The sequence below is a fragment of the Bacillus sp. 123MFChir2 genome, from assembly GCF_000383235.1.
GTDB lineage: Bacteria > Bacillota > Bacilli > Bacillales > Bacillaceae_G > Bacillus_A.
The window spans coordinates 22,950-40,031 of sequence record NZ_KB910954.1 but is presented as its reverse complement, the minus strand read 5'-3'; the positions used below and the strand labels follow the sequence as shown (position 1 = coordinate 40,031).

The 17,082-nt window shown below is 39.5% G+C and carries 14 protein-coding genes; 11 read left to right on the top strand and 3 right to left on the bottom strand.

From position 1 onward, the window contains the following. Window positions 1-23: 23 nt before the first annotated feature. Window positions 24-209 carry a YhzD family protein gene (locus H280_RS0115530; RefSeq protein WP_020062061.1) on the bottom strand — a complete coding sequence of 62 codons (186 nt, stop codon included), beginning with the start codon at window positions 207-209 and terminating at the stop codon, window positions 24-26. A 358-nt stretch (window positions 210-567) separates the two neighbouring features. On the opposite strand from H280_RS0115530, the gene H280_RS0115525 reads away from it, so the two are divergent. From H280_RS0115525 to H280_RS0115475, 11 genes are all read left to right on the top strand, one after another. Continuing rightward, window positions 568-1,809: a metallophosphoesterase family protein gene (locus H280_RS0115525; RefSeq protein WP_028411259.1), complete on the top strand. Its 1,242-nt coding sequence runs from the start codon at window positions 568-570 to the stop codon at window positions 1,807-1,809. Further along, window positions 1,806-4,634 (top strand): ATP-binding protein, encoded by a 2,829-nt coding sequence (locus tag H280_RS0115520; protein ID WP_020062059.1) that lies wholly within the window; start codon window positions 1,806-1,808, stop codon window positions 4,632-4,634. Before H280_RS0115525 ends, H280_RS0115520 begins: the two co-directional genes overlap by 4 nt. 224 nt (window positions 4,635-4,858) lie before the next feature. Next, window positions 4,859-5,803 carry a 3'-5' exoribonuclease YhaM gene (gene yhaM, locus H280_RS0115515; protein WP_020062058.1) on the top strand — a complete coding sequence of 315 codons (945 nt, stop codon included), beginning with the start codon at window positions 4,859-4,861 and terminating at the stop codon, window positions 5,801-5,803. 497 nt (window positions 5,804-6,300) lie between these two features. Continuing rightward, the gene (locus H280_RS0115510; RefSeq protein ID WP_020062057.1) at window positions 6,301-8,688 is read left to right on the top strand and encodes an immune inhibitor A domain-containing protein; all 2,388 of its coding nucleotides are present in this window, start codon (window positions 6,301-6,303) and stop codon (window positions 8,686-8,688) included. A gap of 414 nt (window positions 8,689-9,102) precedes the next feature. Further along, window positions 9,103-9,303 (top strand): sporulation YhaL family protein, encoded by a 201-nt coding sequence (locus H280_RS0115505; protein WP_020062056.1) that lies wholly within the window; start codon window positions 9,103-9,105, stop codon window positions 9,301-9,303. Between the two features lie 275 nt (window positions 9,304-9,578). Further along, a complete protein-coding gene (locus H280_RS0115500; RefSeq protein ID WP_020062055.1) occupies window positions 9,579-10,007 on the top strand; it encodes a VOC family protein in 429 nt (142 codons plus the stop codon). 194 nt (window positions 10,008-10,201) lie between these two features. Beyond that, the gene (locus H280_RS0115495; RefSeq protein WP_020062054.1) at window positions 10,202-10,762 is read left to right on the top strand and encodes a glycerol-3-phosphate responsive antiterminator; all 561 of its coding nucleotides are present in this window, start codon (window positions 10,202-10,204) and stop codon (window positions 10,760-10,762) included. 216 nt (window positions 10,763-10,978) lie between these two features. Continuing rightward, window positions 10,979-11,800, top strand: a complete 822-nt coding sequence (locus H280_RS0115490) for an MIP/aquaporin family protein (RefSeq protein WP_020062053.1) — start codon at window positions 10,979-10,981, stop codon at window positions 11,798-11,800. Between the two features lie 13 nt (window positions 11,801-11,813). Then, window positions 11,814-13,304: a glycerol kinase GlpK gene (gene glpK, locus H280_RS0115485; protein ID WP_020062052.1), complete on the top strand. Its 1,491-nt coding sequence runs from the start codon at window positions 11,814-11,816 to the stop codon at window positions 13,302-13,304. Between the two features lie 133 nt (window positions 13,305-13,437). Beyond that, window positions 13,438-15,120 carry a glycerol-3-phosphate dehydrogenase/oxidase gene (locus tag H280_RS0115480; RefSeq protein ID WP_020062051.1) on the top strand — a complete coding sequence of 561 codons (1,683 nt, stop codon included), beginning with the start codon at window positions 13,438-13,440 and terminating at the stop codon, window positions 15,118-15,120. A 170-nt stretch (window positions 15,121-15,290) separates the two neighbouring features. Then, complete coding sequence (locus H280_RS0115475) at window positions 15,291-16,112, top strand: GH25 family lysozyme (RefSeq protein ID WP_020062050.1); 822 nt, start codon at window positions 15,291-15,293, stop codon at window positions 16,110-16,112. A gap of 225 nt (window positions 16,113-16,337) precedes the next feature. On the opposite strand, the gene H280_RS0115470 is transcribed toward H280_RS0115475, so the two are convergent. Next, window positions 16,338-16,559: a coenzyme F420-0:L-glutamate ligase gene (locus H280_RS0115470; protein WP_231401789.1), complete on the bottom strand. Its 222-nt coding sequence runs from the start codon at window positions 16,557-16,559 to the stop codon at window positions 16,338-16,340. A 161-nt stretch (window positions 16,560-16,720) separates the two neighbouring features. After that, a complete protein-coding gene (locus H280_RS0115465) occupies window positions 16,721-16,936 on the bottom strand; it encodes a hypothetical protein (protein ID WP_020062048.1) in 216 nt (71 codons plus the stop codon). Between the last annotated feature and the right edge of the window lie 146 nt (window positions 16,937-17,082).

The following is a 17,082-nucleotide window of genomic DNA, read 5'->3' as shown; positions in this document are numbered from 1 at the left end:
GAAGCGATGTGACGCTTCTTTTTTTAGCGCTGGAATAAAACAAGCTTTCCACTTGAAGATGTGCAGCGGTGCGTATGGTCATACAATTGTTTGTCTCGTAAAAGTGTTTCACCTTTTGATTTTGCTTCTGTTTCTGTCGCAGCCTCAAATGATTCGTCTAATACTTTGGAACCGTCTTGTTCGAAAACTGTTAGTGTGTATACTCCCATGAAAATTACCTCCAAAATAAATAATCAGAATGTTATAACTATTGTGTCATAAAATGAGCAATTATGCAAAAGAAATATGTACATCCAAATTAAAAAACCTTTTCTTTTTAGATGGACGAGAGCGTCTGGCCATGAGTAGGAGCGGTCAGTTCTTTTTTCTGCCACGTGCGATGTTCAAACAACGAGAGTATGTGGCCTTGATTTGCCTCCTCAATTCGAAAAAAAGTGTTAAAATATAGTGAAACTTTGCCTACTTACGTGTCGAATATGGTCGAGGAATCTTTATATTGTGTCGAAGCGCCGATATATTGTGAGTCGGCTGACAAAGCAAAGTATGACCGAGAAAGGACGTTACGTTGTGAAAAAAGTAAAGTTTATTCATGCGGCAGATTTACATTTGGATAGTCCGTTTAAAGGGATGGAGCTGAATGTACCGGCTTTTATATGGGAAAGAATGAAGGGAAGTACGTTTCGTTCGTTTGCGCGCATTGTGGATAAAGCGATTCAAGAGCAGGTTGATTTTGTTTTGCTGGCGGGTGATTTGTATGATGCAGAGACGAGAAGTTTACGAGCGCAAGTGTTTGTTCGTGAGCAAATGAATCGTCTCGCGCAGTATGATATTTTGGTATATGTGATTCATGGCAATCATGATCATTTAGGCGGAAGCTGGGCGGCTATTGAATTTCCGAGTAATGTACATATTTTCACAGAGCCTTATATAGAAGAAAAGTCATTTTATAAAAATGGGGAGCTGCTTGCCTCTATTTACGGATTTAGTTATCAAGAGCAAGCTGTGACGGATAATATGACAGAGCAATATAAAAAGATGACAGGTGCACCGTTTCATATTGGCATGCTGCACGGGAGTGTGGAAGGAGATGCAGAGCATAATCGGTATGCGCCGTTTCAAATTCGTGAACTGAAGGAGAAAGGGTTTGATTACTGGGCACTTGGTCACATACATAAACGTGAAGTGTTGGCAGAGGAACCGTGTATTGTGTACCCGGGCAATATTCAAGGGCGGCACCGAAAGGAAACCGGAGAGAAAGGTGCGTACGTTGTTTCTTTGTCTTCGCAAGGGACAGAACTGACATTTTTCCGTACGAATGATGTTGTTTGGGATGAGGTTTCGATTTCTATTGATGAATTAGAATCGGTCGATGATCTTATTCATGCATGTACAGAAAGCATGAACGGTGTACGAGGAGAAGAGGAAGGTTTACTTGTGACAATGACGTTTACAGGACAAGGTCCGCTTGCTTCTTATTTGCGTGATGAGAGGCGTATAGAAGAAATTTTTCACATTGTCTCATCTAGTGAGGAGCGCAGTAATTTTGTGCACGTTGTGACATGGAAGAACGAAACGATTTCGTTTGCGGAAATTGAGAAGTTGAAGAGTGAGAACCATTTTATCGGGAATGTGCTGCAAGAACTTGAGTCGTTCTCAAGTATGGATGAGGTGCTGCGAACAATTTGGACTTCACCTGTTGCAAGGAAGGTGCTTCACTCGTTTTCTGATGAAGAAAAGAAAGAGATTCAAAAGGGTGCCGAGAATATTATTGTAGAGCAATTATTAGAGCAAGAGAGGGGTAAGGGATGAGAGTTGAAAAGCTTCATATTTACGGATATGGAAAATTAGAAAATGTCCAGCTGAACCTTTCTATGCTTACCGTGTTGTACGGGGAAAATGAGGCAGGCAAGTCGACGATTCGTTCGTTTATGAAGAGTATTTTATTTGGTTTTCCCACAAGAGGGCAGCGCCGTTATGAGCCGAAGGAAGGTGGGAAATACGGCGGTGCGATTACAATTTCTACTGAAGAGTACGGCCGGTTGAAAATTGAACGTCTTCCAAAAACAGCGGCCGGGGAAGTGAAGGTGTATTTTGCGGATGGAAAAACAGGCGGCGAAGAGATTTTAAAGCAGCTGTTAAAGGGTATGAATGAGCAGTTGTTTGATTCTGTGTTTTCTTTTGACATGCATGGACTGCAAAATATTCACCATATTGGCGCGGGGGATATTGGCAACTATTTATTTTCCGCAAGTGCAGTTGGTAGCGACGGGTTGTTACGTCTGGAAAAAATGCTGGAGAAAGAAATGGAGCAGCGCTTTAAGCCAAATGGCCGCAAGCCGGAAATTAATGTGGCGCTGCAGGAGTTGAAAAAGCTGCAAGATCAGCTCGCAGATTGGCAAGGGAAAATTGCCGCGTATGAAGAGCTTGTTGCAAGGAAAAAAAGTATGGAAGAGCGTCTTTCTAGCATTCGCACTGAGCAGCAAGAAGCGGGGAAACGAAAGCAAGATTATGAAGTGTTAGAAGCGTTGCAGCCGCTTTTTTTAGAAAGACGAGCGTGTGAACGGTTTTTAGAACAACATGCAGGGCATGCGTTTGCAGTTGATGGTTTGTCGCGTTATGAAAGGATAAAAGCACGGCTTGAACCACTTCAAATCCAAGGAGAAGCACTGCAAAAGAAATTACATGGCGCAAAGTCTGAAATAGAAGCGTTGCAAGTAAATGAAGAATTGCTTCAACAAGATATGTACGTAGAAGAGCTTCGTTTGCAGCATATGTCTTATGAAGCAGCGCTGCAAGAAGTGCGAGATTTGACGGGGCACATTTTACATATCGAAGAAGAAATACAAGATTTGCAGCAGCAAATCGGCGCTGTATTTGCGCGTGAGGACGTTCTTTCTTTTAATGTGAGCTTAGCGATGAAGGAAACGATTACGCAAATGGTGCAGCAGGCAAAAGAGTTAGAAAACCGAAAAGGGCAGTTAGATGAACGATTTAAAACAGTGCAGGAGCAATTAGAGGAACAGGAAGAAACCATGAACAAGCTGCAGTCGCAAATATTGCCAGACCGGGAGCGGGAGCGTCATTTGCCAAAGGTGCAAAGTGCAGCGTCTCGGCAGAAGCGAAACCGTACTGCACCGCAGACGAATAAAATGACGATGGTTTTATTCATTATGGATGTCTTGCTGCTGCTTGCTGGTGTTTTTATGGAGAGTCGTAAGGTATTGTTTGCAGGGGTCTTTTTATTAATTGGTCTTGTTGTTTTTTATGTGATGTATAGTAAAGGATCTGATGAACAGGAAAGTGATGAAGCGCTTGAACTTAAGTATCGCCTTGAGAAAGACGATGAAGTACGGAAGCTACTAGAGCGCGAAGAATTTAAGCTAAAGCAAATTGAGCGAGGGTATGACCGTGTTCTGTCTGAATATGATGAGTGGGAACGGGATCTGTTTGGTGTGAATGAGCAGGTGAAATTGTATAAAGAGACGTACGCATTGCCTCATAACTTTACGTATGCTCACATCTTGCCGGCGTTTGAACGGATTGAAAAGATGCAGCAATTGTACCGCGAGTTAGCGAAGCGACAAGAACGAAAAGTACTGCAGGGAGACATGATTTCTCAATTTGAACATAAACTAATGAAGCTAACGGTTGTTACAGAAAGAAGTGCCGAGACACCGTCGTTATTTTTGTATGGGTTAAGTAAAGATGTGCAGAAAGAAAAGGAAAAGCAATTGCAAAAAAAGCAGTTGCTAGAAAAGGCTATGGCGTGGGAAGAAGAGTATGCGGCAGCGCACCAGCAAATTCAACATCTAGTAGAAGAACGTCAGCAGCTTTTTGGTATTGCTGCGGTAACTGATGAAGAGGCGTTTTTAGCGGCAGCGAAGCAAGCGGAGCAGATTGAAGAGAAACAGCAGCAACTTGATCGATTAATTCCGCAAATGGATGTACTAGAAGGAAGATTAATGACGCCAGCACTGGAGAGCGGTTATCGTCTAGAGGGATACGAAGAAGAACGAAAAAAAGAGCAGGAGCAAATAGATGGGCTCGTGCGCGAGGAAAAGGAATTGACGCACACACTTGCCGCTCTGCGCCACGATATCGCGCAGTTGGAAGAAGGCCGGACGTACGGTGATGTTCTTCATGAGTGGGAACTGAAAAAATCGCAAGTGCGTGAACAGGTGAAAAAGTGGGCAGCTTATGCCGCTGCAAAGGCGGTATTAAGTAAAACGAAGAAGTATTATCATGAAGTGCACTTGCCGCGTATTTTGCAAAAAGCAGAAGAATATTTTGTTTATTTAACAGGCGGAAACTATGTAAAAGTCTTTTCGCCAGATGCAGAAGAACCGTTTATTGTAGAACGACAAGATGGAGTGCGTTTTTATAGTCATGAATTAAGCCAAGCGACAGCGGAGCAGCTCTATTTATCACTGCGCTTTGCACTGGCGCATACGTTTGAATCGCAGTATCCGTTTATTATTGATGATAGTTTCGTACATTTTGACGTGCTGCGAACAGAGCGAACCGTGCATCTTATGAAGGAGTTAGCGAAAGAACGACAGGTGATTTTCTTTACTTGTCATAAGCATCTTTTATCTTTCTTTGGAGAAGGTGAAGTTCAACGATTAACGAAGTAAGGTAGTATAAATATAAATTGAAAACCCTCTCGCCTTTTAGGTGGCGAGAGCATCTGGCCATGCATAAAGCGGTCAGGGTCTTTTCCTGCCACGAGTAATGCTAAAACAAAAATAAAAAATGCGCGTAGATCATTTTTTGCTTTACATGGCAGGGATTTATATGTTGAAAAATCCAAATGTATATGTGCTATACTAACTATATCGATGACGGTGGAGGAAAATATATGAAAAAGAAAATTGCACAGTACGAAGTTGGTGAGCAAGTCGATTTATTTTTAATGATAAAATCGGCAACGAAAGGAATCGCAAGTAACGGAAAACCATTCTTAACAGTCATTTTGCAAGATCAAAGCGGAGATATTGAAGCGAAGTTATGGGATGTATCACCTGAAGTAGAGCAGCAATATGTAGCAGAAACAATTGTGAAAGTAGCGGGAGATATTCAAAATTATAAAGGTCGCATTCAACTTCGCGTCAAGCAAATTCGCGTAGCAAATCCAGGTGAAGTAAACGATATCTCTGATTTTGTGGAAAAAGCACCACTTAAAAAAGAAGATATGGTTGAGAAAATTACACAATACATATTTGAAATGCGTAACCCAAATATTCAACGACTCACAAGACACTTGCTGAATAAGTATCAAGGGGAGTTTTTAGATTACCCAGCTGCAACGAAAAATCACCATGAGTTTGTTTCGGGACTGGCATATCACGTTGTGTCGATGCTTGACTTAGCAAAAGCAATTGCAGCGCTATATCCGTCTCTTGATAAAGATTTATTGTATGCAGGCGTAATTTTACATGACCTTGGTAAAGTCATTGAATTATCAGGACCAATTTCCACAACGTATACGTTAGAAGGAAATTTACTAGGTCACATTTCTATCATGGTAAACGAAATTGGAAAAGCAGCAGACGAACTGCAAATTGAAACAGAAGAAATATTAATTCTGCAGCACATCGTCTTATCACATCACGGCAAAGCAGAATGGGGCAGCCCGAAGCCGCCGCTTGTAAGAGAAGCTGAAATTCTGCATTACATCGATAACTTAGATGCAAAGATGAATATGATGGACCGTGCACTAAGCCGCACAAAACCAGGTGAATATACAGAGCGTGTCTTTGCGCTTGATAATCGTTCGTTTTATAAACCGACGTTTCATAATTGAAAAAGAGCCTTACTACATTTTGATGTAGTAAGGCTCTTTTGTTTGAAATGGATTCGTAACTACTCAGTTACTGTATGAAAAACCGATAGAAAAGCATTTTTTAAATGGGCGAGAGGGATTGGTGATGTATAGGAACGGTCAGGGCCTTTTCTTGCCCAGTTTACATGACAGCAGTCTATATGCCAAAAAATGAATTTATAAGTAATAGAGAGACGCATTTTCACTAGAATCATACCCTTTTCTAAATTTCTAAAAGGTATAGCTAAGTAGTTACAAGCTGCTATTATTTTTAATACCTTTATTATTCAGCACAAAAGGTGAAAATGATTTGAAATAACCATCATTTCTGTAATTGTTTTGCTATTCTAACATAAAGTCATTTTGTAATTTTCGATATATTACAAAAATATTGAAAATTACACCAATCGATAATAATATAGAAATATCGACAAAAAGGGAAAAGTCGACAACTTATACATAATAGGGGAGGGAATACGTTGAAAAAGAACAGAAAATTAAAAACTTTTTCAGTGTTGGCAACAGGGGCTATGCTAAGTTCCATGTTTGCTTTTGGTGGCCAAGCTGCTTATGCAGAATCACCATCAGTGTCATCTAGTTTCATAGATGAGCATTTAATACCGGAGGATCGCTTGGCAAATGCATTGAAGGAGCGCGGGGTTATTGATCCTTCTGCATCACAAGCAGAAACATCAAAGGCTATAGAGAAATATATAGAGAAGAAGAAAGGCGAAAATCCTGGAAAGGAAATAACGCCAGAAGACAGCCTTACGCAAGAAGCTACTGACTTTATGAAAAAAGTAAAAGATGAAAAGATGAAAGAGAAAGAGCAGCAGAATCAAAAAGAGAATGGTGCAGGAAATGGACAAGTACCTGGATTAAATTCAGGAAAGCTAAATGGGAAAGTGCCAACTTCCTCAGCGAAGCAAGCACCTTATAATGGTTCTGTGCGCGAAGATAAAGTTCTTGTGCTTCTTGTAGAATATAGTGATTTTAAACATAACAATATCGATCAAGAACAAGGATATATGTATTCAAATGATTTTAATCGTGAGCATTATCAAAAAATGTTATTTGGTGATGAGCCGTTTACATTATTCAATGGCACGAACATTAAAACATTTAAGCAATATTATGAAGAGCAATCAGGCGGCAGCTATACAGTTGATGGAACTGTAACAGAATGGTTAACTGTTCCAGGTAAAGCAGCTGATTACGGCTCTGATGCTGGCAGCGGTCATGATAATAAAGGACCTTTAGGGCCACGTGATTTAGTAAAAGACGCGTTAAAAGCAGCAGTGGAAAAAGGAATTAATATAGCTGATTACGATCAGTTTGATCAATACGATTATAACAACAACGGTAATAAAAATGAGCCAGATGGAATTATCGATCATTTAATGGTTGTTCACGCTGGTGTTGGTCAAGAAGCTGGCGGTGGAAAGTTGAAAGATGATGCAATTTGGTCTCACCGTTCCAAGTTAGGTGCAAAACCTTATGCAATTGATGGAACAAAATCATCTGTACAAAGATGGGATGGAAAGATGGCTGCATACGATTACACAATCGAGCCTGAAGACGGTGCGGTTGGTGTATTTGCTCATGAATTTGGTCATGATTTAGGTTTACCAGATGAATATGATACAAAGTATTCAGGACAAGGTGAGCCAATTGAAGCTTGGTCTCTTATGAGCGGCGGCAGCTGGGCTGGAAGAATTGCTGGAACAGAACCGACAAGTTTCTCTCCGCAAAATAAAGAGTTTTTCCAAAAAAATATGAAGGGTAACTGGGCGAATATTACTGAGGTAGACTATGATAAACTTCGTGGTGTTGGGGCTGCGACGTATATAGATCAAAGTGTTACGAAATCAAAACGTCCAGGAATTGTTCGTGTAAATTTACCTGATAAAGAAGTGAAAAACATTGAACCTGGTTTTGGACAGAAATTTTACTATAGTACAAAAGGAAATGATATCCACACAACATTAGAGACACCATTATTCGATTTAACAAATGCAACGACTGCAAAATTTGATTACAAAGCATTCTATGAATTAGAAGCAAAGTACGATTTCGTTGATGTATACGCGATTGCAGAAGATGGAACGAAAACAAAGCTTGATAGAATGGGTGACAAAGACATCAAGAATGGTGTCGATACAACAAATAATAAGTGGATTGATAAATCTTATGATTTAAGTCAATTCAAAGGTAAGAAAGTAAAACTACAATTTGAATATTTAACAGATATTGCGGTAGCTTACAAAGGATTTGCGCTTGATAATGCGGCTTTAACAGTAGATGGTAAAGTTGTGCTCTCTGATGATGCAGAAGGGCAATCAAACTTTACTTTAAAAGGTTTTACTGTTTCTAATGGAATTGAATATAAGAAAAATAACTACTATTTAGAGTGGAGAAACTATGCTGGTTCTGATGAAGCGTTGCAATACGGACGTGGCCCAGTTTACAATACAGGGCTTGTTGTATGGTATGCAGACCAAAGCTTTACAGATAACTGGGTTGGTGTACATCCAGGCGAAGGATTCCTTGGGGTAGTAGATTCTCATCCAGAAGCAATTGTAGGAACATTAAATGGTCAGCCGTCTGTGAAAAGTAGCACGCGTTATCAAATTGCAGATGCTGCGTTCTCATTTGATCAAACACCAGCGTGGAAAGTAAATTCACCATCACGCGGAGTATTTGATTATAAAGGATTACCAGGTGTGGCGAAATTTGATGACTCTAAAGCATACATGAACACGTTAATTCCAGATGCAGGACGAAAAGTTCCAAAGCTTGGACTGAAGTTTGAAGTAGTAGGTCAAGCTGATGATAAGACTGCAGGAGCAGTTTGGATTCATCGTTAAGTTCAGAAGGTAAACTGATGCATATGTAACTAGAAATAAGAGTAGGGATTTTAACTACTCTTATTTCTTTTGTGTTTGTACTTACAACTATATAAATCCATTTTAATTTTTCGACATATAAGTAGCTGTTATGCAGGGTGCAACACGACCTGTACTCTCTTGCTCTCTTTGATTTAAAATATTGCATGTGGCAAGAAAAGGCCCTGACCGCTTCTATGCACGGCCAGATGCTCTCATCCTCCCCTAAAAAGAAAGAGGTTTTTTAATCTGGATATATATAGTTTTATCTCATCTTAATGAGCAGTAAGATCTTGCTGATAGAAGTTTCGCTTTTAAATATAGTAGTCATAAAATCTCCCTTTCTTTCATACAGTGAAACTAACAAAGCTTGTCTGATGAAAGGAAGGAACTCAAATGCAAACTTTACCATGGTGGGTTTATCTCATTATTATCGGAATTGTAGCGAGCGGTTATATGGTCTTATACACGTCCAAAAAAGAGCAAGAAATGGATAATGAGTTTATTGAAAAAGAAGGCGAAGTCTATATGAAACGTCTCGCAGAAGAGCGCGAGCGACGTAATCAAGAAAGTGATAAGGATTCTGTTTTACTTTAATACCTACGAAAGAGGATGTGTAGCCGAACGGTTACCATCCCTTTTCTATTGTGATGATTCAGCCTCATCTACTCATCTCCTTTTCATTCTATTTATATTTCAGGCATTTCCGCCTTTAGAACATTTTCATGTGTAAGCGAAAGGATGTCGAATTTTTTCATTGCACAAACGAAGTAGAATAGTTCCATAAATATATAATATATGATAAAATAACAGAAACGTATGTTCTGTATTGTAGTTACATATGTTAAACATTTTAGGAAGAGGTGCTTGTGATGATTTTAGGTATTAACCCGTATGTAGTGACGAATGGTGATGGACAAGAGGCTGTTAAGTTTTACGAACATGCATTGGATGCAAAAGTTGTAAGCCTTCAAACGTTTGGAGATATGCCTGAAAATCCGGAATTCAAGGTTCCTGCTGAGGCGAAAGACCGCGTTTTACATGCACATTTAAAAATTGGCAATACGGATTTAATGATTTCTGACACATTCCCAGGTCAGCCGCACCAAGTTGGATCGCAAGTAACTATCACTATTCACATACAAAATGCAGAAAAATCACAAGAAGTGTTTGAAAAATTACAAGATGGTGGCCAAGTGATAATGCCGCTTCAAGAAACGTTTTGGAGTCCATCATACGGCCAAGTTAAAGATAAATTCGGCGTAGAGTGGCAAGTTTCAACACAAGGCGCTAATATGTAAGTCATTGTACGGGACTGACGATCAGTCCCGTTTTTTCGTGTTCACAGATATCCGCAGACACGATATAAAGATTCTTCGGTGATATTCGACACTAAAGTCAGCGAGCCCAGCTAAAAAGAAAAGGTCCCATCTTTTCTTTTTCCTTAATTTGTGTACTATAAGAAATAGGAAGACATAAAAAAGGGGATTTTCGTATGGAATTTCATGAACAAAAAATATTACCAGCGGTTCGGCAAATTAAAGATTTAGAGAAACTATTGCATAGTTCCTATGAATATATCGTTATTCTTGATATTCATGTTGCTCAGCTGAAAAGTGTTATTACTCTTGCAAGGCAGTATTGTAAAAAAGTCTTTTTGCATGTGGATTTAATTCACGGCTTGCAAAGTGATGCGTATGCAACGGAATATATATGTCAAGAATTTCGCCCGTACGGGGTGTTATCTACGAGGTCTAGTGTGATTGTGAAAGCGAAGCAAAAGGGTGTCGTTGCGATTCAACGCGTTTTCTTAATTGATTCAAGTGCAATGGAAAAGAGTTGTGCTCTTTTAGAAAAGACAAAGCCAGATTACATTGAAGTGCTGCCAGGGGCTTTAGTGGACGTAATTGCGGAAGTGAAAGAGCGGACGGGATTACCTATTTTAGCAGGCGGATTTATTCGCAGCGTGGATGATGTGGAAAAGGCTCTTGCAGCTGGTGCGACAGCGATTACAACGTCAAAGAAAGAGTTATGGAAACATTTTCATAAAAAGTGACAAAAATATGAAAAAATTAATTGACACCGCTTACAAATGAGTTTAACATTATAGACAAGTTAATAAACGTGACGGAGAAAAGAAGAGATCCACATTTCATTGTTTCTATGATTTTATAGAAGCGTGCATTTGTGGATTTTTTTCTTTTGAAAATGAATGGCCATTCAAATTTTCTCTTTCACTGAGGGTGTTTTAATTTGAGCATGGAGGGGTTATATGTCACCATTTTTAGGGGAGTTAATAGGGACAGCGATACTAATCATTCTGGGCGGCGGCGTTTGTGCTGGTGTCAGTTTGAAGAAATCATTTGCACAAAATTCAGGATGGATTGTAATTACGATGGGATGGGGTTTAGCGGTTTCGGTAGCTGCTTATGCAGTTGGATCGATTAGCGGAGCGCATTTAAATCCAGCAGTAACAATTGGCTTAGCGTTTAAAGGAGCATTTCCTTGGAGCGACGTACCAGGCTATATTGCAGCACAAATGATTGGGGCAATGATCGGGGCATGTATTGTATACTTACATTACTTACCACATTGGAAAGAAACGGAAGATGCAGGAACAAAATTAGGCGTATTTGCGACAGGACCAGCAATTCCAAACACATTCGCAAACCTTTTAAGTGAAATCATTGGGACTTTTATTCTAGTATTTGGTATTTTAGCAATTGGAGCAAATAAATTTGCAGACGGTTTAAATCCGTTCATTGTAGGTTTCTTAATCGTAAGTATTGGTTTATCATTAGGAGGGACAACTGGTTACGCAATTAATCCAGCACGTGACTTAGGACCTCGTATTGCACACTTTCTTCTTCCGATCCCAGGAAAAGGCGGATCAAATTGGAAATATGCATGGATTCCAGTAGTAGGACCGATTTTAGGTGGGTCATTAGCGGGATTATTCCATCAAGTTGTATTTGAAGGAAAGCAAAACTCAGCACTTATCTATGTAATGATTGCAACAGTAATTGTTCTAGCAATCTCTTATATGACAAGCAAACAGAGTGGGAAAAATACAAATAGTAGAAGAGTAGCATAAGGGGGAAATAACCATGGAAAAATTTATTCTTTCATTAGACCAAGGAACAACGAGTTCACGTGCGATTCTTTTTAATAAAGAAGGTAAAATTGTACATGTTGCGCAAAAAGAATTTACACAGCATTTTCCAAAGCCAGGCTGGGTTGAGCATAGCCCGCAAGAAATTTGGGGATCTATTTTAGCAGTTATTGCAACTTGTTTAAGTGAAGCAGAGGTAAAACCGGAGCAAATCGCGAGTATCGGGATTACAAACCAACGTGAAACAACAGTTGTATGGGAAAAAGAAACAGGCAAACCTGTATACAATGCAATTGTATGGCAATCTCGTCAAACAGCGGAAATTTGTGACGAGTTAAAAGAAAAAGGCTATGGCGATATGGTTCGCGAAAAAACAGGTCTTTTAATTGACGCATACTTCTCTGGAACGAAAGTAAAATGGATTTTAGATAACGTAGAAGGTGCAAGAGAGAAAGCGGAGCGCGGCGAGTTATTATTCGGAACAATTGATACGTGGCTTGTATGGAAATTGTCTGGTGGCAACGTTCACGTAACAGATTATTCAAATGCATCTCGTACATTAATGTATAACATTCATGAGTTAAAATGGGACGAAGAACTTCTTGATATGTTAACAGTACCAGCAAACATGCTTCCAGAAGTACGTCCGTCTTCTGAAGTATACGGTCATACAGTTGATTATCATTTCTTCGGTCAAAATGTACCGATTGCAGGTGTTGCGGGTGACCAACAAGCGGCATTATTCGGTCAAGCTTGCTTCGGTGAAGGTATGGCGAAAAACACATACGGAACAGGCTGCTTTATGTTAATGAACACAGGTGAAAAAGCAGTAGCATCTGAGCATGGTCTATTAACAACAATCGCATGGGGTTTAAATGGAAAAGTAGAGTATGCATTAGAAGGTAGTATTTTCGTAGCGGGATCTGCGATTCAGTGGCTGCGTGATGGACTGCGTATGTTCCAAGATGCAAGTGATAGTGAAGCATATGCAGCGCGCGTTGAGTCAACTGAAGGCGTATATGTTGTACCTGCATTCGTTGGTCTTGGTACTCCGTACTGGGATAGTGAAGTGCGCGGTGCGGTATTCGGGTTAACGCGCGGCACGACGAAAGAGCATTTTGTCCGTGCAACGCTTGAATCACTAGCATATCAAACAAAAGATGTATTATGTGCGATGGAAGCTGATTCTGGCATCGAGTTAACAACATTACGCGTAGATGGCGGCGCAGTGAAAAATAACTTCTTAATGCAGTTCCAAGGCGACATTTTAGGTGTACCAGTAGAGCGTCCAGAAGTGAATGAAACAACAGCTTTAGGAGCAGCATATTTAGCTGGTCTTGCGGTTGGATATTGGAAAGATCAAGAAGAAATCGCAGCGCAGTGGAATATGGATAAGAGCTTTGCACCAGCGATGGAAGCGGGTACAAGTGAAGAGCTATATGCTGGCTGGAAAAAGGCAATTGAAGCAACAAAAGCTTTCAAATAATGGTAAGCAGTGTTATAATGTTGATAAGTTAATAATTCGGTAGGAGATTTGGAGAGACCAAAGCACGCTGTAGAAGCAATTCTATGGTGATGTTTTTGGTCTCTTTTTTTCGTAATAAAAGGGAGGAATTACCATGAAGTTCTCAAGTAAACAACGTCAAAATGTTTTAAATGAAGTAAATAAACAAGAAGTAGATATTATTGTTATCGGCGGTGGAATCACAGGGTCGGGTATTGCACTAGACGGAGCAAAACGCGGATTATCAACAGTTGTATTTGAAATGCAAGACTTTGCAGCAGGTACATCAAGTCGTTCTACAAAGCTTGTTCACGGCGGTTTACGTTATTTAAAACAGTTTGAAGTGAAGATGGTTGCTGAAGTTGGGAAGGAACGTGCCATTGTATATGAAAACGGTCCTCACGTAACAACACCAGAGTGGATGTTGTTGCCGTTTCATAAAGGTGGTACGTTCGGCTCATTTAGTACATCAATTGGTCTTCGTGTATACGACTTTTTAGCAGGGGTTAAGAAAAGCGAACGCAGAAAAATGTTTAGCCGCGAAGAAACGATGAAGAGAGAACCGCTTGTAAAACAAGAAGGGTTACAAGGCGGCGGTTACTACGTAGAATATCGTACAGATGATGCGCGTTTAACAATCGAAGTCATGAAAGAAGCAATTAAACATGGTGCAAAAGCAGTCAACTATGCGAAAGTAGACAACTTCTTATATAAAGATGGAAAAGTATGCGGCGTCCGTGTAGTCGACTTATTAGATGGAAACGTATACGAAGTGTACGGTAAAAAGATCGTCAACGCAGCAGGCCCGTGGGTCGATACACTTCGTGAAAAAGATAATTCGAAAAAAGGGAAAGTGCTGCAGTTATCAAAAGGTGTGCACCTTGTTATCGATCAAAAACGTTTCCCATTAGGGCAAGCAATCTACTTTGATACGCCAGATGGACGTATGGTATTTGCGATTCCGCGTGGAGGTAAAACATATGTAGGTACGACGGATACATTCTATGATAAAGATGCGGCGGTGCCAAAGATGACGACGGAAGATCGCACATATATCATTAATGCGATTAACTACATGTTCCCAAGTGTAAACATTACAGAGAAAGATATCGAATCAAGTTGGGCAGGCGTTCGTCCATTAATTTATGAAGAAGGAAAGAGCGCATCTGAAATTTCTCGTAAAGATGAAATTTGGACTTCTGAGTCTGGCTTAATTACAATTGCCGGCGGAAAATTAACAGGATACCGCAAAATGGCAGAGATGGTTCTAGACTATGTAACGTCTTTAATGCAAAAAGAAGGTCACGGTTCATATCCAAAAAGTACAACGAAACATATGCCAATCTCCGGTGGTCATGTGGGTGGTTCGAAAAGCTTCAGGGCATTCATCGCGAAAAAAGCACAAGAAGGAAAAAAATACGGTTTAACAGTAGAACAAGCAGAGCAATTCGCAAAATTCTACGGTTCAAACGTCGATGTACTCTTCGAATTAGCGAAAGAATATAAAGGAGATGCAGAGCGCCATAATATGCCGTTTGACGTACTTCTTCCACTCGTATACGCAATGGAGTTTGAGATGACAACAAAACCAGTCGATTTCTTCGTACGCCGCACTGGAGCGGTATTCTTCAATATTCACTGGGTATATGAATGGAAAGATGCTGTTACGGGCTATATGGCAGAAGCATTAAATTGGAGCGGAGAAGAGAAGCGAAAATATACAGCTGAATTAGACGCAGCATTAACAGATGCAGTTGTGCCGGTCGATCAACAAGATCAGGCATCTGCGCTGGCATAAAATGAAAACCACACTGTTTCTAGACGTTTAGAAACAGTGTGTTTTTTTTATGTGAATGGATAGTAGGTGGAATGTACTTTAAATCAGAATTATTTTAAGACAGCAATTGCCAAATATGCTTGTAGAACGATTATTTATATTACGAAAACGAGAAAGGGGGACATTGAATTATGACGAAACATATCGTAGATCTATCAAAATACAATGATAATATCGATTGGGATATTGCTGCACCTCAATTGGATCTAGCAATTTGCCGCGTTCAATATGGTTCAAGGAAGATAGATTCACTGTACGATAAACATGTCCAAAATTTGGAAACGCATGGAATTCCTCATGCTGCTTATGCTTATGGCTGTTATGTAAGCATTACAGATGCCATTGTAGAGGCCGAAGATTTTCTAGCACGCGTAAATCCAAATGCAAAATTTCTTGTGTTAGATGTTGAAGATGATACGCTCGCAAGCTGCGGAGCTACGAATCTAGCAGAAGCAACACAAGTATTTATTACTACTTGCCAGGGTGCTGGTTGGAAAGTTGGGTTATATGTATCGCATCATATGTATGGATCTTACAGGTTACAAAATGTACAAGCTGATTTCTTATGGATTCCACGATATGGAGGAAGAAAACCGAAATATGCATGTGACTTATGGCAATATGCAGATGGTGAAACAGGAGGATGGCTTGATGGGATTGGAAAAGTAGATTTAAATGCTTTAAACAGAGATAAACCGCTCGAATGGTTCACAAATGCTCAGGAATTGTATCGTATTTTTGTAGGAGACTTCAATTCAAGTGGATGGATGGAAGATGTATATCACACAATTAAAGCCATTTTCCCAGACTATGGGATGTGGACGCAAACCTTTGACGATGGAAATCAGCGTATCGTTATTGGTGATTTCAACTCTAAAGCGTGGTGCGATGAAACATTTGCGAAGTTGAAAGAAGTTTTTCCGTCATATGGTATGTGGGCCCAGCGAATTTAGCCACCTGCATGATGCATATCGTATGGGATGGCGTATTTGTGCTATCTCATACGATATTATTTTTTTGTGAACAGATAGAAGTTTTGGTGAGATGAAAAAGTTAAAGTCCATACATTTCATTTAGAAGTTTTGTAAGGAGTATAGTTCCAGGGGAGGGGGTCCAAATAAAGGAATATCCATATTGGGTCGCATGATAAAAGATGGCAACAACTGAAATAATGATACTTATTCGAAACATCCAAGGGTTTTCTTACTTGGATTTACATTACTTAGAGCTATATCTCGACCTTCAGCAGTGGAGATTGCTTTTGAAGCTACGCAGAGTATATCACCGTTTTTTATTTCAAAATTCGATTTTAGTGCTGACATGGCAATCATCTCGCCGATATTATCACCCTTAGTAATTCTTGGTATGTTAGGGACTGCTTCAACATGAATTTTCATCATTTTTCCTCTTATAAATTTTTCCTAATAATTTACCAAATAACATTATACATTAATTGGTATTTGATGTGGTGGAAAATAAGTGTTCTCCGAATAATCAGTGGGGGATGAAGAAAATCCCCACTGATTAAAGTTTCACTTTATCAAAATAAGGTACTAAGAAGCTATATAGAAAAATAGAAAGCAAGCAAAATGATAATACTACCTACTAAAAAAAAGGAAGATATGAAACTCACTTTAATTAATTCTTGTTTCATTAAACATCTTTCATTATTTGTAGTTAAGGTAAAATAAGAACCTAAAAACCAAAACAAACCGGTAACTAATACTAAAAGACTAGAAATCATTATAAAAAAAGCTAATATTACCAACTCAAACACTTTATTTCCTCCATCCTTATAAACTATGTTCGTGTATGTAGTGAGGTATTGTACTGTTCAATTGTTACACCACCAATATGTATTAAGTAAATTATAAAGGGGATAAGGTAATTCATTCCATGAAATATTGCATCGAGGAAATTGGT